This is a genomic window from Saccharopolyspora sp. NPDC050642, from assembly GCF_040654735.1.
In the GTDB taxonomy this organism is placed as follows: domain Bacteria; phylum Actinomycetota; class Actinomycetes; order Mycobacteriales; family Pseudonocardiaceae; genus Saccharopolyspora; species Saccharopolyspora elongata.
Map to the genome: position 1 here is coordinate 70,741 of NZ_JBFAIN010000019.1, position 22,079 is coordinate 92,819.

The 22,079-nt window shown below is 72.9% G+C and carries 17 protein-coding genes; 12 read left to right on the top strand and 5 right to left on the bottom strand.

Translation table 11 applies throughout. The annotated features are described in order from the left end of the window. Positions 1-62 precede the first annotated feature (62 nt). The 9 genes from AB0H93_RS26355 (at position 63) to AB0H93_RS26395 (ending at position 14,355) form a co-directional block, all read left to right on the top strand. Positions 63-1,454, top strand: a complete 1,392-nt coding sequence (locus AB0H93_RS26355) for a nitrate/nitrite transporter (RefSeq protein WP_358575876.1) — start codon at positions 63-65, stop codon at positions 1,452-1,454. Then, positions 1,447-3,522, top strand: a complete 2,076-nt coding sequence (locus AB0H93_RS26360) for a molybdopterin oxidoreductase family protein (protein WP_358575878.1) — start codon at positions 1,447-1,449, stop codon at positions 3,520-3,522. Before AB0H93_RS26355 ends, AB0H93_RS26360 begins: the two co-directional genes overlap by 8 nt. Further along, positions 3,519-4,904 carry an FAD-dependent oxidoreductase gene (locus AB0H93_RS26365; protein WP_358575879.1) on the top strand — a complete coding sequence of 462 codons (1,386 nt, stop codon included), beginning with the start codon at positions 3,519-3,521 and terminating at the stop codon, positions 4,902-4,904. The genes AB0H93_RS26360 and AB0H93_RS26365 overlap by 4 nt, the downstream gene beginning before the upstream one ends. Then, on the top strand, positions 4,901-7,414 hold the full coding sequence (nirB, locus tag AB0H93_RS26370; RefSeq protein ID WP_358575880.1) for a nitrite reductase large subunit NirB: 2,514 nt from the start codon (positions 4,901-4,903) through the stop codon (positions 7,412-7,414). The genes AB0H93_RS26365 and nirB overlap by 4 nt, the downstream gene beginning before the upstream one ends. After that, positions 7,411-7,734: a nitrite reductase small subunit NirD gene (gene nirD / locus AB0H93_RS26375; RefSeq protein ID WP_358575881.1), complete on the top strand. Its 324-nt coding sequence runs from the start codon at positions 7,411-7,413 to the stop codon at positions 7,732-7,734. Before nirB ends, nirD begins: the two co-directional genes overlap by 4 nt. Further along, positions 7,731-8,873, top strand: a complete 1,143-nt coding sequence (locus tag AB0H93_RS26380) for a uroporphyrinogen-III synthase (RefSeq protein WP_358575882.1) — start codon at positions 7,731-7,733, stop codon at positions 8,871-8,873. The genes nirD and AB0H93_RS26380 overlap by 4 nt, the downstream gene beginning before the upstream one ends. Then, positions 8,852-9,544: a sirohydrochlorin chelatase gene (locus AB0H93_RS26385; RefSeq protein WP_358575883.1), complete on the top strand. Its 693-nt coding sequence runs from the start codon at positions 8,852-8,854 to the stop codon at positions 9,542-9,544. The genes AB0H93_RS26380 and AB0H93_RS26385 overlap by 22 nt, the downstream gene beginning before the upstream one ends. A 121-nt stretch (positions 9,545-9,665) precedes the next feature. Next, complete coding sequence (locus tag AB0H93_RS26390; RefSeq protein ID WP_358575884.1) at positions 9,666-10,037, top strand: hypothetical protein; 372 nt, start codon at positions 9,666-9,668, stop codon at positions 10,035-10,037. Between the two features lie 16 nt (positions 10,038-10,053). After that, entirely contained in the window at positions 10,054-14,355 is a 4,302-nt protein-coding gene (locus AB0H93_RS26395) for an HAD-IC family P-type ATPase (protein WP_358575886.1), read from the top strand. 214 nt (positions 14,356-14,569) lie between these two features. Here AB0H93_RS26395 and AB0H93_RS26400 read toward each other — a convergent pair whose 3' ends face one another. After that, on the bottom strand, positions 14,570-15,502 hold the full coding sequence (locus tag AB0H93_RS26400) for an EamA family transporter (RefSeq protein WP_358575888.1): 933 nt from the start codon (positions 15,500-15,502) through the stop codon (positions 14,570-14,572). Positions 15,503-15,752: 250 nt separating this feature from the next. Here AB0H93_RS26400 and acnA point away from each other — a divergent pair, with 250 nt between their 5' ends. Both acnA and AB0H93_RS26410 read left to right on the top strand, forming a co-directional pair. After that, a complete protein-coding gene (gene acnA / locus AB0H93_RS26405) occupies positions 15,753-18,590 on the top strand; it encodes an aconitate hydratase AcnA (RefSeq protein ID WP_358575890.1) in 2,838 nt (945 codons plus the stop codon). Positions 18,591-18,716: 126 nt separating this feature from the next. Continuing rightward, positions 18,717-18,926 carry a hypothetical protein gene (locus tag AB0H93_RS26410; protein ID WP_358575891.1) on the top strand — a complete coding sequence of 70 codons (210 nt, stop codon included), beginning with the start codon at positions 18,717-18,719 and terminating at the stop codon, positions 18,924-18,926. Here AB0H93_RS26410 and AB0H93_RS26415 read toward each other — a convergent pair. The 3 genes from AB0H93_RS26415 to AB0H93_RS26425 all read right to left on the bottom strand — a co-directional run bounded on the left by AB0H93_RS26415 (position 18,910) and on the right by AB0H93_RS26425 (position 20,421). Then, a complete protein-coding gene (locus AB0H93_RS26415) occupies positions 18,910-19,155 on the bottom strand; it encodes an isochorismatase family protein (protein WP_358575892.1) in 246 nt (81 codons plus the stop codon). The two genes, AB0H93_RS26410 and AB0H93_RS26415, sit on opposite strands and share 17 nt — an antisense overlap. A 145-nt stretch (positions 19,156-19,300) precedes the next feature. Beyond that, the gene (locus tag AB0H93_RS26420; RefSeq protein ID WP_358575964.1) at positions 19,301-19,894 is read right to left on the bottom strand and encodes a methyltransferase domain-containing protein; all 594 of its coding nucleotides are present in this window, start codon (positions 19,892-19,894) and stop codon (positions 19,301-19,303) included. Between the two features lie 377 nt (positions 19,895-20,271). Then, positions 20,272-20,421 (bottom strand): hypothetical protein, encoded by a 150-nt coding sequence (locus tag AB0H93_RS26425; protein ID WP_358575893.1) that lies wholly within the window; start codon positions 20,419-20,421, stop codon positions 20,272-20,274. Positions 20,422-20,674: 253 nt separating this feature from the next. On the opposite strand from AB0H93_RS26425, the gene AB0H93_RS26430 reads away from it, so the two are divergent. Beyond that, positions 20,675-21,733 carry an NAD(P)-binding domain-containing protein gene (locus AB0H93_RS26430; protein WP_358575966.1) on the top strand — a complete coding sequence of 353 codons (1,059 nt, stop codon included), beginning with the start codon at positions 20,675-20,677 and terminating at the stop codon, positions 21,731-21,733. A 130-nt stretch (positions 21,734-21,863) separates the two neighbouring features. Here the strand turns inward: AB0H93_RS26430 and AB0H93_RS26435 are convergent, their stop codons facing one another. Continuing rightward, positions 21,864-22,073: a ferredoxin gene (locus AB0H93_RS26435; RefSeq protein WP_132486165.1), complete on the bottom strand. Its 210-nt coding sequence runs from the start codon at positions 22,071-22,073 to the stop codon at positions 21,864-21,866. Positions 22,074-22,079 lie beyond the last annotated feature (6 nt).

Here is a 22,079-nt window from a genome sequence, read left to right on the forward strand (position 1 = left end):
CGGCGCGCCCGCTCGAAACACCCGGTTCCTACCTTCGGAGCAATCCGACGAGAGGAGCCGAGTTGACCGCGAGAGCCAAGGCCAGCGGCCGCTGGATCGAGGGCTGGGATCCCGAGGACGAGCGGTTCTGGGAATCCACCGGCAAGCGCGTGGCGCGGCGGAACCTGATCTTCTCGATCCTCTCGGAGCACATCGGCTTCTCCGTCTGGAGCATCTGGTCGGTGCTGGTGCTGTTCATGTCGCCGGACATCGGCCTGCCATTCACCGCGGCCGAGAAGTTCCTGCTGGTGATCACCCCGAACCTGGTGGGCGCCGTGCTGCGGCTGCCCTACGCCGCCGCGGTCACCCGCTTCGGCGGCCGCAACTGGACGGTCTTCAGCTCCGCCGTGCTGCTGGTGCCGACCGCGCTGGCGTTCCACTTCGTGCAGCAGCCGGGCACGCCGCTGTGGGTGTTCATGCTGATCGGCGCCGCGGCCGGGGTCGGCGGCGGCAACTTCGCGTCGTCGATGACGAACATCACGACCTTCTACCCGCAGCGCCACCAGGGCTGGGCGCTGGGGCTCAACGCGGGCGGCGGAAACCTCGGCGTGGCGGCGATCCAGGTCGTCGGCCTGCTGGTGATCGCCGCCGCGGGCAACACCCACCCGTCCTACGTCGCGGCGATCTACCTGCCGCTGATCGTGGTGGCCGCCCTGTGCGCGGCGCTGTTCATGGACAACGTGGACGCGGTGCGGGCCCGGCCCGGCGCGTTGCGCGAGGCCGCCGCGAACAAGCACACGTGGTGGGTCTCGTTCCTCTACATCGGAACGTTCGGCTCGTTCATCGGTTACAGCTTCGCCTTCGGCCTGGTGCTGCAGACCGAGTTCGGCTTCACCCCGCTGCAGGCCGCGAGCTGGACCTTCCTCGGCCCGCTGATGGGCTCGGTGTCCCGGCCGTTCGGCGGCTGGCTGGCCGACCGGCTGGGCGGCGCCCGGGTCACCCTCGGGGCCTTCGCCGGCATGACGGCGGGCACCGGGGCGCTGCTGTTCGCGTCGTCGCAGGGCTCCTTCGCGCTCTACCTCGCGGCGTTCATCGCGCTGTTCGTGCTGACCGGCATCGGCAACGGCTCGACCTACAAGATGATCCCCGCGATCTTCGCCAAGGAGGCCGAGGACGACGTGACCGACGGCGGCGAGGCCATCGCGGCCTTCGCCCGGGCCCGGCGGATGTCCGGCGCGGTGATCGGCATCGCCGGCGCGATCGGTGCGCTCGGCGGCGTGGGCATCAACCTCGCCTTCCGGGCCTCCTACGGCGGCGCGGCCGCCAACGGCGATGCCGCCCTGACGACGTTCCTCGGCTACTACGTGGTGTGCGGGCTCGTCACCTGGGTGGTGTACCTGCGCGGGTCTCTCAAGAGCGCGCCCGCACCGCGGCCGGCTCAGGAGCCGTCGAAAGCCGAGGTCGGTCGTGCCTGACATCCGGACCGTTGCCACCCACTGCCCCTACTGCGCCCTGCAGTGCGGCACCCGGCTGACGCGCGAGCGGCGCGGCGTGTCGGTGCGGCCGACGGACTTCCCGGTGAACCGGGGCGGGCTGTGCCAGAAGGGCTGGACCGCGCCTGCCCTGCTGGACGTCCCGGACCGGCTGCGGAACCCGCTGGTGCGCCGCGGCGGCGAGCTCGTGCCGGTCGACTGGGACACCGCGCTGGGCACCGTCGCCGCCGGCATCGACCGGGTGCGGCGCGAGCACGGGCCGGACGCGGTCGGGGTGTTCGGCGGTGGCGGGCTGACCAACGAGAAGGCCTACCTGCTCGGCAAGTTCGCCCGGCTGGCGCTGGGCACCAGCCAGATCGACTACAACGGCCGGTTCTGCATGTCCTCGGCCGCGGCCGCCGGCAACGCCGCCTTCGGCGTCGACCGGGGACTGCCGTTCCCGGTCACCGATCTCGGCGGCGCGGACGTGGTGCTGCTGGCCGGGGCGAACCCGGCCGAGACCATGCCGCCGCTGATGCAGCACCTGAGCGCCGCGCAGCTGGTGGTCATCGATCCCCGGCGCACGGCGACCGCCGAGCGCGCCGCGCTCCACCTGCGGCCCGCCCCGGGCACCGACCTGGCGCTGGTGCTCGGGCTGCTGCACATCGCCGTGGTCGACGGCTGGTCCGACACCGCCTACATCCGGTCCCGGACCACGGGCTTCGACGCGGCGTGGCAGCGGGCGACGACCTGGTGGCCGGAGCGCGCCGAGCGGGTCACCGGGGTTCCGGTGACGGCGCAGCGGCAGGCGGTGCGGATGCTCGCCGAGGCCGAGAGCGCTTACGTGCTCACCGGTCGCGGAGCCGAGCAGCACAGCAAGGGCGTGGACACCGTGTCCGGGTTCATCAACCTCGCCCTCGCGCTCGGCCTGCCGGGCCGGCCCGGTCGCGGCTACGGCTGCCTCACCGGTCAGGGCAACGGTCAGGGCGGGCGCGAGCACGGCCAGAAGGCCGATCAGCTGCCCGGGTACCGGATGATCACCGATCCCGCCGCGCGGGCGCACGTGGCCGGGGTCTGGGGCGTGCCGCCCGAGGTGCTGCCCGGTCCGGGCCGCAGCGCCTACGAGCTGCTCGACGCCGCGGGCCGCGCCGACGGACCCCGGGCGCTGCTGGTCTTCGGCTCCAATCCGGCGGTTTCGGCGCCCAACGCCGGTCACGTCGTCGAGCGGCTGTCCGCTTTGGACCTGCTGGTGGTGGCCGACTTCGTGCCCTCGGAGACCGCGGAGCTGGCCGACGTGGTGCTGCCGGTGACGCAGTGGGCCGAGGAGGAGGGCACCATGACCAACCTCGAAGGCCGCGTGCTGCGGCGCCGCCGGTTGCAGGTGCCGCCCGGCCACGCCCGCAGCGATCTCGAAGTGCTGCACGGCCTGGCGGTTCGGCTCGGCGAGCCCGGCCACCGCTACCCCACTTCGCCCCGGGAGGTCTTCGACGAGCTGCGCCGCGCGTCGGCCGGCGGCAAGGCCGACTACAGCGGCATCACCTACGACCGCCTCGATTCCGGCGAGGCCCTGCACTGGCCCTGCCCCGACCCGGAACATCCCGGCACGCCGCGCCTCTTCCTCGACGGCTTCGCGCATCCGGACGGACTGGCCCGGTTCGCGGCCGTGGAGCACCGCGATCCGGCCGAGACGCCGCAGGAGGCGTTCCCGCTGACCGCGACCACCGGCCGGGTGCTGGCGCAGTACCAGTCCGGGGCGCAGACGCGGCGGGTGGCCGAGCTCAACGAGGCGTCCGCCGAGGCTTTCGTGGAGATCCACCCGGACACCGCCGACCGCGCCGGCCTCGCCGAAGGCGCCCTCGCCCGGGTCACGTCGCCGCGCGGCAGCGCGCTGGCGCGCGTGCGGGTCGTCGCCACGATGCGCACCGACACCGTGTTCCTGCCGTTCCACTTCCCCGGCCCGGGGCGGGCGAACCTGCTCACCGGCGACGCGCTGGACCCGCGCAGCCGGATGCCGGAGTTCAAGGTCAGCGCCGTGCGGATCGAGCCCGCCGAGGAGGTGGCCGCCCGATGAACCGCATCGTCATCGTCGGCAACGGGCCCGCCGCGCACCGGCTGGTCGAGCGGCTGCGCGCGCACGGCCACGCGGGCCCGATCACGGTGCTGGGCTGCGAGGAACACCCCGCCTACAACAGGGTTCTGCTCGGCGCGGTCCTGGACCGGACGCTGACCCCCGCAACCCTGGCACTGCCCATCGTGGACGCCGAGGTGCACCTGCGGGTCACCGCCACCGAGATCGACCGCGCCCGGCGCGTGGTGCGCACCGACACCGGCGACGAGCACCCGTACGACGTGCTCGTGCTGGCCACCGGCTCCCGGGCGCGGCTACCCGAGATCCCCGGGCTGGGCGGCGAACGCCTGCAGGCGCTGCGCACGCTCGCCGACTGCGCGCGGATCGGCTCCGCCGCAGGACCGGTCGCGGTGCTCGGCGGCGGGATCCTCGGCGTCGAGGCGGCGCGGGCGCTGCTGGCGCGCGGGCACGAGGTGACGCTGGTGCACCCGAATCCGCACCTGATGGACCGGCAGCTCGACGACGTTGGCGGGCGCCTGCTCGCCGAGCGGCTGGGCAAGCTCGGCGTCGAGCTCCGGCTCGGCCGCCGGGCGGTCGCCTACCGGCGCGGGCAGCTCGTCCTGGACAGCAGCGATGTGGTGCCGGCCGGCCTCGTCGTGGCGTGCACCGGAGTCACCGCGGAGACCGGGCTGGCGGTGCGGGCCGGATTGCCGGTGCGGCGCGGGATCGTCGTCGACGACCGGCTGCGCACCAGCGATGCGCGCATCCACGCCATCGGAGACTGCGCCGAGCACGACGGCGAGGCGTCCGGCCTGATCGCCTCCGCCTGGGAGCAGGCCGACGCGCTGGCGGAGCTGCTCGCCGGCGGCGACGCGCGCTACCGCGGGACACGCACCGTCACCCGGCTCAAGGCCCGCGGCATCGACCTCGCCTCGATCGGTTCGGTCGACTGCCTCCAGAGCACGGACGCCGAGGTGGTGACGCTGTCGGACCCGGCCCGCGGCCGCTACGCGAAGCTCGCGCTGCGCGAGGAGCGGATCGCCGGCGCGGTGCTGTTCGGCTTCCCGGAGGCGATCGCGGCGGTCAGCCAGCTGCACGACCGCGACCTGCCGGTGCCCACCGACCGCCTCGCGCTGCTGCTGGGCACGCTGGCCGCCGTACCTGGCGCGCCCGCTGAGCTGCCCGACGACGCGGTGATCTGCCGCTGCAACAACGTGACCAAGAAGGCCCTGACCGCCGCCTGGCAGGGCGGCGCCCGCTCGGTCCCCGAGCTGGCCAGGGCGACGCGGGCGACCACCGGCTGCGGAGGCTGCGTCGACGACGTCGGCCGCCTCTGCGGCGCGCTGGCCGACCGCACCGAACATCAGAAGGAGGGCGCGGCATGACCCGCACGCTCGTCGTCGTCGGCCACGGGATGGTCGGCCACCGGCTCGTCGAAGCGCTCCGGGAGCGCGACGCGGACGGCACCTGGCGGATCGTCGTCCTCGGCGAGGAATCCCGGCCCGCCTACGACCGGGTGGCGCTCTCGTCCTACTTGGACGGCAAGAGCGCCGAGGACCTGAGCCTCGTCGACCACGAGCTGCTGGACGACCCGCTGGTCGACCTGCGGCTGGGCATCGGCGCGACCGGCATCGACCGGGCGGCCCGCACGGTGTCCACATCGGATGGTGCGGAACTGCGCTACGACGCGCTGGTGCTGGCCACCGGCTCACGGCCGTTCGTGCCGCCGGTGCCCGGCCACGACCTCGACGGCTGCTTCGTCTACCGCACCATCGAGGACCTCGACGCGATCCGCGCCGCCGCGACCGAAGGCGAGCCCGGCGTCGTCATCGGCGGCGGCCTGCTCGGGCTGGAGGCCGCGAACGCGCTGCGGCTGCTGGGCATGCGCGCGCACGTCGTGGAGATGGCGCCACGGCTGATGCCGCTGCAGGTCGACGAGGGCGGCGGTCAGGTGCTCGGCCGGCTGGTCGGCGATCTCGGCCTGACGGTGCACTGCGGTGCCGCGACGAAGTCCATCGACGGTGACGGGCGCGTCCGCGGGGTCACGCTGGCCGACGGCACCGTGATCGACACCGAGGTCGTGGTGTTCTCCGCCGGCGTCCGGCCGCGCGACGAGCTCGCCGACCTCGCCGGGCTGGCGCGCGCGGAACGCGGCGGGTTCCTGGTCGACGCGAGCTGCCGCACCAGCGACGAGAACATCTGGGCCATCGGCGAATGCGCCGCGGTGGAAGGCCGCTGCTACGGCCTGGTGGCGCCCGGCTACAGCATGGCCGAGGGCGTCGCGGAGCAGCTCCTCGCCCTCGGCGAGGGGACCTTCCCCGGCGCGGACCTGTCCACCAAGCTCAAGCTGCTCGGCGTCGACGTCGCCAGCTTCGGCGACGCCCACGCCCAGACCGACGGCGCTCTGGAGGTCGTCTACGCCAACAACGCCGCGGGCACCTACGCCAAGCTCGTGCTCAGCGACGATGCGCGGATCCTGCTCGGCGGCGTCCTCGTCGGCGACGCGACCGCCTACTCGGTGCTGCGGCCGCTGATCGACCGCGAACTGCCCGCTCCGCCGGAACAACTGCTGCTGCCCGCAGGCTCCGGCGTCGACGCGGGCGCGCTGCCCGCCGACGCGACGGTCTGCTCCTGCAACAACGTGTCCAAAGAGGACATCACGTCGGCGATCGCCGGGCAGGGGCTCACCGACGTGCCCGGGATCAAGGCCTGCACGAAGGCCGGCACCAGCTGCGGCTCGTGCGTGCCGATGCTGAAGAACCTGCTCGCCGAATGCGGCGTGACCGCCTCCAAGGCGCTGTGCGAGCACTTCCCGCAATCCCGCGCGGAACTGTTCGAGATCGTCCGGGCCACCGGGATCGGCTCGTTCTCCGAGCTGATCGGCAGGCACGGCAGCGGTCACGGCTGCGACATCTGCAAGCCCGCCGTCGCCTCCATCCTGGCCAGCCTCGGCCACGGCCACATCCTCGACGGCGAGCAGGCCGGGCTGCAGGACACCAACGACCGGTTCCTGGCCAACATGCAGCGCAACGGCACCTACTCGGTGGTGCCCCGGGTGCCCGGCGGCGAGATCACGCCGGAGAAGCTGATCGTGCTCGGCGAGGTCGCCAGGGACTTCGGCCTCTACACCAAGATCACCGGCGGGCAGCGCATCGACCTGTTCGGCGCCCGGGTGGAGCAGCTGCCGCTGATCTGGCGGCGGCTGGTGGACGCCGGGTTCGAATCCGGCCACGCCTACGGCAAGGCGCTGCGCACCGTGAAGTCCTGCGTCGGCAACGACTGGTGCCGCTACGGCGTGCAGGACTCGGTCAGCATGGCCATCCGGCTGGAGCTGCGGTACCGGGGTCTGCGGGCGCCGCACAAGATCAAGGCCGGCGTGTCCGGCTGCGCCCGCGAGTGCGCCGAGGCGCGCGGCAAGGACTTCGGCGTGATCGCCACCGACAAGGGCTGGAACCTCTACGTCGGCGGCAACGGCGGCTTCACCCCGCGGCACGCCGACCTGCTGGCCGCCGACCTCGACGACGAGCGGCTGATCAGGATCATCGACCGGTTCCTGATGTTCTACGTGCGCACCGCCGACCGGCTGCAGCGCACCTCGGCGTGGCTGGAGGCGCTCGACGGCGGCCTCGACCACCTGCGGGAGGTGGTGGTCGAGGACTCCCTGGGCATCGCCGGGGAACTGGAGGCCGCGATGCACCGCCACGTCGAGAACTACGCCGACGAGTGGGCCGGGGTGCTGGCCGATCCCGGCAAGCTCGCCCGCTTCGTGTCGTTCGTCAACGCCCCCGACGCGCCGGATCCGACGATCCGCTTCGTCCAGGAGCGCGGCCAGATCCGGCCCGGCCCGGTCGCGCTCCCGATGCCCGCCATCCCGAACCAGGAGGTGCTCACGTGAACTGGCAACAGATCTGCGAACTCGACCTGCTGTCGCCCGAGTTCGGGCTGCCCGCGCTGATCAGCGACCACGCGGTGGCGCTGTTCCGCACCCGCGACGACGAGCTGTTCGCCGTCGGCAACGTGGACCCGTTCTGCGGGGCCGGCGTGATGAGCCGCGGCATCGTCGGCGACCGCGACGGCGAACCCACGGTCGCCTCGCCGATGCTCAAGCAGGTCTTCTCGTTGCGGACCGGGCTGTGCCTGGACGACCCGGGCGCGCGGCTGCCGGTCTACCCGGTGCGGCGCCGGGCCGACGTGGTGGAGGTCGCCGTCCCTTGATCGACGAACTCGCTGGTTACACCGTCGCGGTGACAGCGGCGCGACGGGCCGACGAGCTCGGTTCCCTGCTGGAGCGCCGCGGCGCGCGGGTCGTGCACGGCCCCGCGCTGCGGATCCTGCCGCTGGCCGACGACGCGGAACTGCGCCGTGCGAGCCGGGACTGCATCGCCGTCCCGCCGGACGTGGTCGTGGCGACCACCGGCATCGGGTTCCGCGGCTGGGTCGAGGCGGCCGAGGGCTGGGGCATCGGCACCGAGCTGCTCGACGCGCTGCGCCCGGCGCAGCTGCTGGCCCGCGGGCCGAAGGCGCGCGGGGCGGTCCGCGCCGCCGGGCTGCCCGACCCGTGGTCGCCCGCCTCGGAATCGTCGGCGGAACTGCTGGAACACCTGCTCGACCAGCCGCTGGACGGGGTCCGGGTGGCGGTGCAGCTGCACGGCCAGCCGCTGCCCGACTTCGTCGAGGCGCTGAATTGCGCGGGCGCGGAGGTCATCGAGGTCCCGGTGTACCGCTGGACCGCGCCCGCCGACATCACCGCGCTGGACAACCTGCTGACCTCGGTGTGCGCGCGGGAGGTCGACGCGGTGACGTTCACCAGCGCGCCCGCGGCGGCCAGCCTGCTGTCGCTGGCCGCCGAGCGGCGCTGCCAGGCCGAACTGCTCGACGCCCTGCGCGGGCCGGTGCTGGTCGCCTGCGTCGGGCCGGTGACGCACGCCCCGCTGGCCGATCACGGAGTTCCCGCGGTGATCCCGCAGCGGTTCCGCATCGGCGCGCTGGTGCGCTCGCTGTGCGTCGCGCTGCCGGGCCGGGCGCCGACGCTTCCGGTCGGCGGAAGGCAACTGCAGGTACGCGGGCACGCTGCCGTCGTCGACGGCGTGGTGAAACCCCTTTCGCCGCAGGGGAAGACGCTGCTGCTCGCGCTCGCCGAGCGGCCCGGCCGGGTGGTGTCGCGACGCAGCCTGGCCGAGGCGTTGAACGGCGCCGGGAACCCGGCGGACGAGCACGTCGTGGAGCAGGCCGTCGCCCGGCTGCGGGCCGCGCTGGGCGCGCCGGAGCTCGTGCAGACCGTGATCAAGCGCGGATACCGACTTCCGCTGGAACCGATGGGGAACGCACCGCGATGCGCCGATCCGCAACCCTGACTCCCCCGCTGCTGCTGGTCGCCCACGGCACCCGCGATCCCGCCGGGCCGCGGGTGGTCGAACGCCTCGCCGAAGCCGCGGCCGCCCGCCTGCGGGTGCCGGTGCACGTCGCGTACGTGGACGTCATCGGCCCGACCGTCGCGGAGGCCCTGCGGGCGGCCGGTGACGGGCCGGTGGTCGCGCTGCCCGCGTTCCTCGCAGCCGGCTTCCACGTGCGCACCGACCTGCCGGCGCAGATCGCCGCGACAGGGCACGAGGACGTGGCGGTCTGCGCTCCCCTCGGCCCAGCGCCGGAGATCGTCGAGGCGATGCTGCGGCGGTTGGTCGCCGCCGGGTGGCGGCCCGGCGACCGGGTCGCGTTCGCCGCGGCCGGTTCGTCGGACGAGCGGGCGCTGGCCGACGTGCGGACCGCGGCGCGGCTGCTCGGCCGCCGCGTCGGCCGGTGGCTGACGCCGAGCTACGTCGCCACCGCCTCGCCCGCGACCGCCGACGTGTGCGGCCCGGCCGACTTCGTCGCGCCGTACCTGCTGGCCCCGGGGTTGTTCCACCGGCGACTCGCGGAGCTGCCGGTGGCCGGCGTCGCCGAGCCGATCGGCGCGCACCCGGGCGTGATCGACCTGATCGCCCGCCGCTACCGGTCGGCGGTGCGCGATCGCGTCTCCGCCGCCTGAACTCCCGGCACCGGGATTCATCCGCGCGGATCGGGGTACTTCAACGGGATCGGCTTCAAGGCGATCTGACGCCCGGCGCGGCCTGAACGGCTGCGGTTCCGGAGGAGGGGGTGTCCCAACCATGGCCACCACGACAAGTCCGAGCACCTCGTCGACGAGCTCGGGCACCTCGCACCGCACTCGCAAGCAGCCCGCGACCAGGGCCGCCCGGGCGCGTGGCGGCACGGAGATCACCCTCCCCTACGTCACCGCCGAGCTCCACACCACCAAGGTCCACCTGCCCGGGCTCCCGGGGATGCCCGGGCGCAAGGAACTGGCCTCCGCCGTCGACACCGTGCGCGGTCAGCTGCCCTCCCGCGAGCAGGCGCTGTTCTACGGCGGGCTGACCGCCGCAGCCGCGTTCAGCCTGATCGAGTGGCCGGTGGCCGCGGCGATCGGCATCGGCACCGCGCTCGTCCAGCGCAGCGTGCACAAGGAGATCAGCGAGGCCTGATCGCGAAGGATCTCCGATGCCGCTGGGTTGGCTCCTGTCGAAGGCCGCCGAGGTCGTCGCGCCGGTGGCACGCGCGGCCCGCACGGTAGCGGTCGCGCCGGCCGACCGGCGGGTGTGGGCTGGCCGCAACCGCAGCCACCTGGAGATGCGCGGGGTGCACAGGCCCGGCACCGAGGCCGCGGCACGCGACGTCGAGCAGCGGCTGCTCGACGTCGGCGGAGTGCGCGGCGCCGAGGTGAACGGCGTGTTGGGCCGGGTCGTGGTCACGCACGATCCGGAGGTCGTGAACATCGCGGCGCTGGCCCGCGTGATCGCGGAAACCGAGGCCGAGCACGGCTTGGATGACGAGCCGATGTCGCCGCGCAGCGCGGCGCACCCGGGAAACGCCGAAGCCGTGCTCCGCGACGTGGGCGCCCTGGTCGCGAGCGTGGCCGGGCTCGGCTACTCCGCGGTCGGCGCGTTGCTGCCGGTGCGCGCCGTTTCGCCGCTGGTTCCGGCCGTGGTGTCGCTGGTGGACTCGGTGCCGTGGATGCGCGGTGCTTTGGAGCGCAAGCTCGGCCGCGCCCCGGTCGACACCACGCTGGCGCTGGGCGGCGCCATCACGCACGGCCTGGCCCGCCGCCCGCTGGGCGTGCTCACCGACATGTGCGGGCGGTTCTGCGCGTCCCGCGAGGCGATCGCCCGGCACCAGGCCTGGCAGCGGTGGGAGCAGGTCTCGCACCGCTGCGACCCGGTGGCGGTCCCCGCCCGCCCGCGCCCGATCCCGGATGGTCCGGTGGAGCGGGTCGCTAGTGTCTCCGGCGGCATGGCGCTGGCCGGGTACGGCATCGTGCTCGCCGGGTCGCGCAACCCGCAGCGCGCCCTCGCGGCGTTGCTGGCCGGTGTGCCGCGTCCCTCGAAGGCCGGTCGCGAGGCCTTCGCCACCCATCTGACCACCGCGATCTCGGCGCGCGGCGGGCTCGTGCTGGAGCCCGACGCGGTGCGCCGGCTCGACCGGGTCGACACCGTCGTGTTCGACGCGCCGGTCCTGCTCACCGGTCGCCGGGTCCTGGACGCCGTGATCCCGCTGGACCCCGAAGCCGATGCCGCGGAGCTGTTCGCCCGCGCCGGCGAACTCGTCGATCCCCGGGACCCGTTGGCCGAGCAGGTCCGCGACGAGTGGTCGACGGCGCCGCTCCCCGATGACCTCCCGGACGCCGCCCACGACGTCGTCGAAGCCGAATCCTCGCGCGGCGCAACGGTATTGGCACTGAAGCGGGACACCACCTTGGTCGCCCTGGTGAGCGTCGCCGACGAACTCGATCCGCTGGCCGAGGCGCTGGTGGAGGCCGCGCGCGCCAACAGATCGGCGGTGGTGGCCGGGATCGGCAGCCGGCTGGACCAGCGGTTGCCGCTGGATCGGCTCGTCGCCGGCGACAACAACCTGGCCCGCTCGGTGCGGCGGCTGCAGGCCGACGGTGCCGTCGTGGCCGTCGTGTCCGACCGCGCGCACTCCGCGCTGGCCGCCGCGGACGTCGGCATCGGACTGTCCGCAATGGACATCCAGCCGTGGGGCGCCGACGTGCTGTGCCCGAGAGCCGATGTGGCCCACATGCTGCTGGCCGCAACCGAAAGCGCTCGCCGCGCCAGTCGGCACGCCGCGATGCTGTCGGTGGCCGGATCCTGCATCGCGGCGCTGTTCGCGGCGTTCGGCCCGGCGGCCGGCGCGCCCGCCCGGGCCTCGATGCCGGTGCACGCCGCGACGCTGGCCGCCTTCGTCACCGGCACCTGGGCCGGGATGTCCGCGGCGAACCGCGCTCCCCCGGTCCCGCAGGAACGCACCCCGTGGCACGCGATGCCGCCGCCCGCGGTGCTGTCCGCGTTGTCCAGTTCCGAACAGGGGCTCAGCGAGTCGATCGCCGATTCCCGGCACCGGCCGCAGGACGGCGGCCGGATCCCGCCGACCGTGGCCGGGGCCACCGTGGAAGGCCTGATCACCCCGATCACCCCGGTGCTCGGGGCGGGCGCGGTCATCTCGGCGGGCCTGGGATCGATCATCGACGCCGCGCTGATCGGCGGCGTGCTGCTGGCCAGTGCGCTGGTCGACGGCGTGCAGCGGGTCGCCACCGACCGCGAGCTGACGAGGCTGCTCGACGCCGGCCAGATGCCCGCGCGGCGGCGGCGCGACGGGATCGCGCGGCAGGTTCCCGCCGACCAGCTCGTGCCCGGCGACGTGATCGAACTGCGGGCCGGCGACGGGGTGCCCGCGGACTGCCGGCTGCTGGCCGTCGAGGCCCTGGAGGTCGACGAGTCCAGCCTCACCGGCGAATCCCAGTTGGTCGCCAAGGAAATCGAGGCCACGACCGCGCCCGCGGTCGCCGACCGCGCGTGCATGCTCTACCAGGGCACGGCCATCGCCAGCGGCTCCGGCACCGGGATCGTCGTGGCCGTGGGCACGTCCACCGAGCTCGGGCGCACCGCGCAGGGCACCGTGGCCGAGCACGACGGCGGCGTCGAGGCCAGGCTCGGCGAGCTGACCAAGCGGGTGCTGCCGATCTCGGTGGGCGCCGGCGGCGTGCTGTTCCTCGCCGACCTGGTGCGCGGCATCCCGCTGGCCCAGACCGTCGCGCGCTCGGTCGGCCTGGCCGTGGCGGCGGTTCCGGAGGGGTTGCCGTTCGTCGCCACCCTCGCCGAGCTCGCCTCGGCGCGCCGCCTGTCCAAGCGCGGCGTCCTGGTGCGCAGCCCGGCGACGATCGAGGCGCTGGGCCGCGTCGACGCGCTGTGCTTCGACAAGACCGGAACCCTCACCCAAGGGCGGATCACGCTGCGCCAGGTGTCCGACGGCCGCACCGGACAGTCCACTGAGGACCTCGATGACGGGCACCGGGAGATCGTGGCCGCCGGCGTGCGGGCCACGCCGCGCCAGCACGACGAGCACCCGCTGCCGCACCTCACCGACCGAGCGGTGCTCGACGGCGCCCGCGCGGCGGGCGTCGTGGCGGATGGGGCCGTGCTGGCCGAGTTGCCGTTCGAGCCCTCGCGCGGCTTCCACGCGGTGCGGACCCGCGATCTGCTGTCGGTGAAAGGGGCGCCCGAGGTCGTGCTCGACCGGTGCACCGGCTGGCGAGATCGCGGGGCGTTCGACGCCGAGGCCCGCGCCGACGTGGAAGCGGAGATCGAGCGCCTGGCGCTGCGCGGCTACCGGTTGCTGGCCGTGGCCGAACGCGCGGTCCGGGCGGGCACCGATCTCACCGAGTCCGATGTGGACGGGCTCGAGTTCGTCGGGCTGCTGGGCCTGGCCGATCCGGTGCACCCGACCGCCGCCGACGCGGTCGCGCAGCTGGGCGGGGCGGGCGTGGACGTCATCATGATCACCGGCGATCACCCCAGCACCGCCGAGGCCATCGCCGCCGAACTCGGCATGCTCGGCGACAAGCGGGTGCTGACCGGCGCGGAACTGGATCAGCTCGACGACGAACAGCTCGCGGGCGAGCTGCCGAAGGTCTCCGTGTTCGCCCGGGTCAGCCCGGCGCAGAAGGCGCGCATCGTGCGCCGGCTGCGGGCCGGCGGCCGGGTCGTGGCGATGACCGGTGACGGCGCCAACGACGTCCCGGCGATCAACCTGGCGCAGGTCGGCATCGCGTTCGGGTCCCGCGCCACCCCGGCGGCCCGGCAGGCGGCCGACCTCGTGGTCTCCGACGACCGCATCGAGACGCTGACGGACGGCATCGTGGAGGGGCGCGCGATGTGGACCTCGGTGCGCGACGCGCTGTCGATCCTGCTCGGCGGCAACCTCGGCGAGATCGGCTACGCGCTGGGCACCGGGCTGGTCAGCGCCGGCGCCTCGCTCAACGCCCGGCAACTGCTGGTGGTCAACCTGCTCACCGACATCATGCCGGCGATCGCGATCGCGGTGCGGCCGCCACCGCAGGCCACCCCGGAGAAGCTGCTCGCGGAAGGCCCGGAGGCCTCGCTCGGCTCGGCGCTGGCGCGCGACGTCTCCGCCCGCGCGGCCGCCACCGCCGGCGCCGCGGGGCTCGCCTGGATGCTGGCCAGGCCGCTGTCCACCGCGGCCCAGGCCCGCACCACCGGCTTGGTCGCGCTGGTCGCCGCGCAGCTGGCGCAGACGCTCGCGGTCCGCGGCCGCACGCCGCTGGTGCTCGTCGCGGGCGTGGGATCGGCGCTGGTCCTCGTCGGGCTGGTGCAGGTCCCCGGCGTCAGCCAGTTCTTCGGCAGCAGCCCGCTCCTGCCGCACCACTGGCTCATCGCGGTCGGCACCTCGATCGCGGCGACACTGGCGGTGCTGCTGTGGCAGAAGTGGTCGCAGAACAGCCCCTGACCTGCACTGTTCTGGCTCGATTCACCTGCGCTTCATCTCCCGCGCAACGGCGGCTAACCCGTTCGGCGCACAGTCGGTTCGTAACGACGCAGCAACGCGGGAGAAAGCAGACCGATGCCCCAGTTCCTCACCACCGTCCTGACCGGCGTGGCCATCGCGCTCATCGAGACCCTGTTGATCCACCTGGTGAAGTCGGCCATCCGCACCGCCTGACCTACACCCCGGCCAGCTCGGCGGACTGGGTCTTCGCCGGTGCCGCGCGCTGCGCGACGAAGGCGCCGACGAGGATCAGCGCCCCGCCGACCAGCTGGATCGGGCCCAGCGCCTCGGCCAGCAGCGCCCACGCCAGCACCGTGGCGACCACCGGTTCCAGGAACGCGACCGCCCCGGCCACCTGCGGCGAGAGGCGGCGCACCGCGACGATCCCGGTCAGGTACGCCAGGACCGTGCTCAGCACGACGATCCAGCCGACCGCGAACAGCGCCGGGAACTGGTACCCGGCCAGCTCGACCTGCCCGAGCAGCAGCGCCCAGTCCAGCTCCCACGGCTGCGCGAGCAGCGTGACGACCGCGGCGCCGAGCAGCAGCCCGAAGCCGGCGAGGGCGAACGGGTTGACCTCCGGCCCGCTGTCGGACAGCAGGAAGTAGGTGGCCTGGCAGCCCGCCGCGCCCAGCGCCAGCAGCAGGCCGATCGGGTCGAAGCTCAGGCCGGACCACAGCTCCACCACGCAGGCCAGGCCGACCATCGCGATCGCCACGCCGATGGCCGCCGAGCGGGTCACCGGCTTGCGGCGGACGAACCGGATCCAGCCCAGCACCATCACCGGGCCGAGGAACTCGATCAGCAGCGCCACACCGACCGGCACCCGGGCGATCGAGGCGAAGTAGAAGACCTGCACCCCGGCGATGGCGAACAACCCGTACCCGGCCAGCAGCTTCGGCGCCCGGCGCACCGCGGGCGCGTAGCGGATCACGAACGGCAGCATCAGCAGCGCGCCGCCGGCCAACCGCAGCCAAGCCACCTGCAGCGGGGTGAACCCCGCGGTGATCAGCGGCTTGGCGAACGGCCCGGAACCGCCGAAGCAGAACGCGGAGACGATCGCGACCGCCACACCGGCGGACTTCGCGTTGTCGGTCAGGTTGCGCATGCGCCAATCGAAGCACGCCCCTCCGACGGCCCCGCAACGGCTTTCGGTACTTCCGTCCCAATCCCTGGGAAGTCCGGAAAAACGGCAGTTTTGCACGCCGTGGTACATGTGATCGAGAGTTTGCCGACCCTTAGTTGAGGGCGAATACAGGACAAGCGTACTGTTAGCAGCGAAGAGAGCGGGTCCCCGCGCATGCTCGCTCGACGTGCGCGAGACTCGCAATCGTTCCCGAACTTGCGCCCGTCGCGAGATGGAGTTGAACGTGACTGCACCTGCGAGCAAGGACAGCTTCGGCGCCCGCGGCACGCTGAACGTCGGTGACGCCTCTTACGAGGTGTTCCGGCTCAGCGCGGTCGACGGCGCGCAGCGGCTGCCCTACAGCCTCAAGATCCTCCTGGAAAACCTGCTTCGCACCGAGGATGGCGCGAACATCACCGCCGACCACGTGCGGGCCCTCGCCAACTGGGACGCCAAGGCCGAGCCGGCCACCGAGATCCAGTTCACACCGGCCCGCGTGATCATGCAGGACTTCACCGGCGTGCCCTGCGTGGTCGACCTGGCCACCATGCGCGAGGCGGTGGCCGACCTCGGCGGCGACACCGCCAAGGTCAACCCGCTGGCCCCGGCCGAGCTGGTGATCGACCACTCCGTGATCATCGACGTGTTCGGCAAGCCGGACGCCTTCGAGCGCAACGTCGAGTTCGAGTACGGCCGCAACAAGGAGCGCTACCAGTTCCTGCGCTGGGGCCAGGGCGCCTTCGACGAGTTCAAGGTCGTCCCGCCGGGCACCGGCATCGTGCACCAGGTCAACATCGAGCACCTGGCCCGCACCGTGATGTCCCGCAACGGCCAGGCCTACCCGGACAGCTGCGTCGGCACCGACTCGCACACCACCATGGTCAACGGCCTGGGCGTGCTGGGCTGGGGCGTCGGCGGCATCGAGGCCGAGGCCGCGATGCTCGGCCAGCCGGTGTCGATGCTCATCCCGCGCGTGGTCGGCTTCAAGCTCACCGGCGAGATCCCGGCCGGTGCCACCGCCACCGACGTGGTGCTGACGATCACCGAGATGCTGCGCAAGCACGGCGTCGTCGGCAAGTTCGTCGAGTTCTACGGCTCCGGCGTGGCCTCGGTGCCGCTGGCCAACCGCGCCACCATCGGCAACATGAGCCCGGAGTTCGGCTCCACCGCGGCGATCTTCCCGATCGACGAGGAGACCGTCCGCTACCTCAAGCTCACCGGCCGCCCGGCCGAGCAGGTCGCGTTGGTCGAGGCCTACGCCAAGGAGCAGGGCCTGTGGCACGACTCGAGCCACGAGCCGGAGTACTCCGAGTACCTCGAGCTGGACCTGTCCACCGTGGTCCCGTCGATCGCCGGCCCGAAGCGCCCGCAGGACCGGATCGTGGTGTCCGAGGCCAAGCAGTCGTTCCGCACCGCGCTGACCGACTACGCCACGGTCGAGACCGCCGACGACCGGGCCGTGGACGAGGCCGGTGAGGAGTCCTTCCCGGCCAGCGACGCCCCGGCGGTCACCCACCACGAGTCCGCGGCGCAGGTCATCTCGGCCGCCAACGGCTCCCACGGCCGGATCTCCAAGCCGGTCAAGGTGTCCTCCGACGAGCTCGGCGAGTTCGAGCTGGACCACGGCGCCGTGGTGATCGCCTCGATCACCTCCTGCACCAACACCTCCAACCCGTCGGTGATGCTGGGCGCGGCGCTGCTGGCCCGCAACGCCGTGGACAAGGGCCTGACCCGCAAGCCGTGGGTGAAGACCTCGATGGCCCCGGGTTCGCAGGTCGTCACCGACTACTACGAGAAGGCCGGTCTCTGGCCGTACCTGGAGAAGCTCGGCTTCCACCTGGTCGGCTACGGCTGCACCACCTGCATCGGCAACTCCGGCCCGCTGCCGGAGGATGTCTCCGCCGCCGTGCAGGACAACGACCTGTCGGTCGTCTCGGTCCTGTCGGGCAACCGGAACTTCGAGGGCCGGATCAACCCCGACGTCAAGATGAACTACCTGGCCTCGCCGCCGCTGGTCATCGCCTACGCGCTCGCGGGCTCGATGGACTTCGACTTCGAGAACGACCCGCTGGGCACCGACACCGAGGGCAAGCCGGTCTTCCTGCGCGACATCTGGCCGTCGCCGCAGGAGGTCCAGGACACCATCGACTCGGCGATCACCAACGAGATGTTCACCAAGTCCTACGAGGACGTCTTCAAGGGCGACGAGCGGTGGCGGTCGCTGCCCACCCCGGAGGGCCAGACCTTCGAGTGGGCCGCGGACTCCACCTACGTGCGCAAGCCCCCGTACTTCGAGGGCATGGCGATGGAGCCGGCGCCGGTCACCGACATCTCCGGTGCCCGCGTGCTCGCGCTGCTCGGCGACTCGGTCACCACCGACCACATCTCGCCGGCCGGTGCGATCAAGCCTGACTCGCCCGCGGGCAAGTACCTCACCGACCACGGCATCGACCGCAAGGACTTCAACTCCTACGGTTCCCGCCGCGGCAACCACGAGGTGATGATCCGGGGCACCTTCGCCAACATCCGGCTGCGCAACCTGCTGCTAGCCTCGCCTGAAGATCCAATGTCAGGCGTGCAGGGCGGCTACACCCGGGACTTCACCCAGGACGGCGCCCCGCAGGCGTTCATCTACGACGCCGCGCAGAACTACGCCGCCCAGGACATCCCGCTGGTGGTGCTCGGCGGCAAGGAGTACGGCTCCGGTTCGTCGCGCGACTGGGCGGCCAAGGGCACCCGGCTGCTGGGCGTCCGCGCCGTCATCGCCGAGTCCTTCGAGCGCATCCACCGCTCGAACCTGATCGGCATGGGCGTCATCCCGCTGCAGTTCCCGGAGGGCCAGTCGGCCAAGTCGCTGGGCCTGGACGGCACGGAGACCTTCGACTTCGCGGGCATCACCAAGCTCAACGAGGGCGAGACGCCGCAGACGGTGAAGGTGACCGCGACCAAGGCCGATGGCTCCACTGTGGAGTTCGACGCCAAGGTCCGCATCGACACCCCCGGTGAGGCGGACTACTACCGCAACGGCGGCATCCTGCAGTACGTGCTGCGCAAGATGATCCGCTCCTGATCCCCTGCCGACCCGGCGGGCACTACCGAACGGGCCCGGTGCGCCACAAGCGCACCGGGCCCGTTCCCGTTGGGGCGCCCCGTAAACTGGCGGGCGACCTGACCGACGACGGCTGGCGAGGTGGCAGTGCAGCGCAACCGGCGAGCCGAGCGGATGGCGTCGGATCCCGCCGACCGGCGGGCGAAGCTGGTGGTGCCGACCGGACGCGGACTGGCCGAGCAGCGCGCCGCGGACCGGATCATCGCCGCGATCGAGCGGCGCCACGCCGAAGCGATCACCGAGCCTCGCTACCGCGAGTTCAAGGAATCCCTGCGGGCCATCACGGAACGGGCGTGAGGGCGGCGAGCAAGGACTTCGAGTCCGACACCCAGCCGAGGTTGTGCTCGACGACCGTCAGCGACGCCTCGTGGTTGGCCCGGCCCAGCGGCTCGCTGGTGCAGTCCGCGAGCAGCACCGGCAGGCAGTCCCGGAAGAACGCGTCCCGGATCGTCGACTCCACGCAGACGCTGGTCGTGCAGCCGGTGACGATCAGCGACGTGGTTCCGAGCCGCCGCAGGGTCCCCACAGCACGGATCTCGGCCTCCAGCAGCAGGCGCCCGACAAGTGCGATGCCCCGACCAGTGCGGCCCGGGCTGGCTCTCCAATTTCGCCTCGTGCACGAGGATTCCGTCGGCCACGCCGTGCCGGACCACGCCGGCACGGCCCGGCGCTCAGAGTTGGCGGGGGCGGCGGCAGACGTAGATGCGGGCCGGCGGCACGTTGCGCCACACCGTGCGCGAGGTCAGCACCTCGTCGAAGCTCAGGTCCAGGCGGCGGCGGAACTGCTGGGCACCGGCCATGCCCAGGGCGTGCACGTAGGCGAAGGTCGTGAAGGCGCCGCCGGGCGCGAGGACCGCGCCGACCTGGCCCAGGATGTCGTGCTGCAGCTTCGCCGGGAAGATCGACCACGGCAGGCCGCTGACCACCGCGTCCACCTTGTCGATGCCCGCGTCGGCGAGCAGCTCGCCGAGCCGCGCCGCGTCGCCCTGGATGACCTCCAGCCACGGCATTTCGGTGCCCAGGTACTCGACCATCCCGGCGTCCAGCTCGATCGCCACCTGTCGGCCGCCCGCGGGCAGCCGCTCGGCGATCGCGCTGCTGAGCGCCCCGGTGCCGGGCCCGAGCTCCACGACCACCGGGTTGCCGGAGGTCGGCACCACGGCCGCCATCTCGCGGGCCAGGTTCGGCGAACTGGGCGCGACCGCGCCGACCAGGTTCGGCTTGCGGACCGCGCGTTCGATGAACGTCCGGTAGTTGGCCAGCACCGATCCGGAGCCCGAACGGGGCAGCACCGGTCCACCCGGCTGTGGACCACTGGACTGTTCGACTGGACTCACGGATGCCCTTCCCGATCGGCGTGCTGACCTCGTTCGGCTCACCCTATCGGTCGCCGCACCCGCCGCGACCCGCATGTGCGGCATCACATGCCGATCACCGCGCCCGGGACACCCGCGACGCTAGTTACCTTTGCAAACAACCGGTGCCGATTAAACGCGAAATGAACGTGATGCAGTCAATCCGAAAATGCACCCGGAATTGGGTAACGAAAACCGGCCGGGCGACGATTGGATTCGCCGCCGTGGCCGGTCCGAGGTATGCGGGCCCGTTCCCACCGAGGGGAGCGAACCCGCTGCGCGCTAGCTCAGGCGATGCGCTCGGCCACGGGGCCGACCGGCTCGATCACCTGGTCCGGGGTGCCCGGCTGAAGCCGCCACGCCCACTTGGTCATCGCTCCCGCCACCGCCAGCAGCACAACCGACTCGGCCGCCAGGGCCACCCACACCGTTGTCACTTCTTGCCTCCCTTCTGCAAACCTCCCCGTCTTCCGCACGCGCGCGCGAGGCACCGCCCGGCAAAGGGCAGGACGAACGGAAGAAGGTTTGGGGAACCACCGCTTACGGAATCAATCGTAGGGCGTTGTTTCAGTGGAATTAAAGCCACCCCACGGGTGTCTTGCGTCGCACTCTCTTGGCCTATCGGAACAACTCCGCAGGCAGTGGCACAGACCACCTCGCGCACGGGAAGATTCCGCCGCGGCGGCTGTTCTGGTGGGTGTGGAGGACATCGACGTCGTGGTGATCGGGGCCGGCCAGGCGGGCCTGACCGGCTCGTACCACCTGCAGCGAGCCGGCATCGACCACGTGGTGCTCGACCACGGCGACGGGCCCGGCGGCGCGTGGCGGCACCGCTGGCCGTCGCTGCGCCTAGGCGGCGTGCACGGCATCCACGACCTGCCGGGCAGCCCGCTGCGCGAAGCCGACGGCGCCCGCCCCGCCGCCGAGGTCGTCCCGGAGTACTTCGGGACGTACGAGTACGAGCAGGAACTCCCGGTGCTGCGGCCGGTGAAGGTCGACGCGGTGCGCGACGGCGGCGAGCGGCTGCTGGTGGACAGCTCGGCGGGGACCTGGGCAGCCCGAGCGGTCCTCAACGCCACCGGCACCTGGGAGAACCCGTTCTGGCCGCACTACCCCGGGCAGAGCTCGTTCGCCGGCCGCCAGCTGCACACCGCCGGCTACCGCGGTCCCGAGGAGTTCCGCGGCCGGCGCGTGATCGTGGTCGGCGGCGGGATCTCCGCGGTGGAACACCTGCTGGAGATCGCCGACGTCGCCGAGACGACCTGGGTGACCCGGCGGCCGCCGGAGTTCACCGACGCCGAGTTCACGCCGGTCGACGGGCGGGCCGCGGTCGCCGAGGTCGAGCGCCGCGTCCGGCTCGGCCTGCCGCCGGGCAGCGTCGTCAGCGCGACCGGGCTCCCGAACACCCCGGCCGTGCGGGCCGCGCGCGAGCGGGGCGTGCTGAACCCGCTGCCGATGTTCGAGCGGATCACCGCCGACGGTGTCGAATGGGCCGACGGGCGCTCGCGGCACGCGGACGTGATCCTCTGGGCCACCGGCTTCCGGCCGGTCATCGCCCACCTCGCGCCGCTGCACCTGCGCGAACCGGGCGGCGGCATCCGGGTCGCCGGGACCCGCGCGGTCGCCGAGCCCCGGCTGCACCTCGTCGGCTACGGGCCGTCGGCCAGCACCATCGGGGCCAACCGCGCCGGCCGCGCGGCCGCCCGGGAAATCACCGAGTTCGTGCGGGAAAGATCAAGAAAACCTTAATCGGTCCTGTCCAGGGACCTAATGCCCTGTAACCGGAGCGCCACAGCCAGCAAGCTGCGCTGTGGCGGCTCAACCACGCCGGCGGCGCCATCTCCAGGAGAGGGGGAGGTGGCGCCGCTTCACGTCGTGGCTACCGGTCGCCGATCAGCGACAGCGCGCCCGACGGGCAGACGTGCACCGCCTCCCGGGCCGCCGCGACCAGGCCTGCGTCGCCGTCGTCCACCTCGGCCGCCAGCAGCACCACCCTGCCGTCCTCATCGTTCTGGTCGAACAGCGCCGGTTCGGTCAGCACGCACTGGCCCGCCCCGACGCAGCGGTCCAGGTCCGCCTCGATCCGCATGATCAC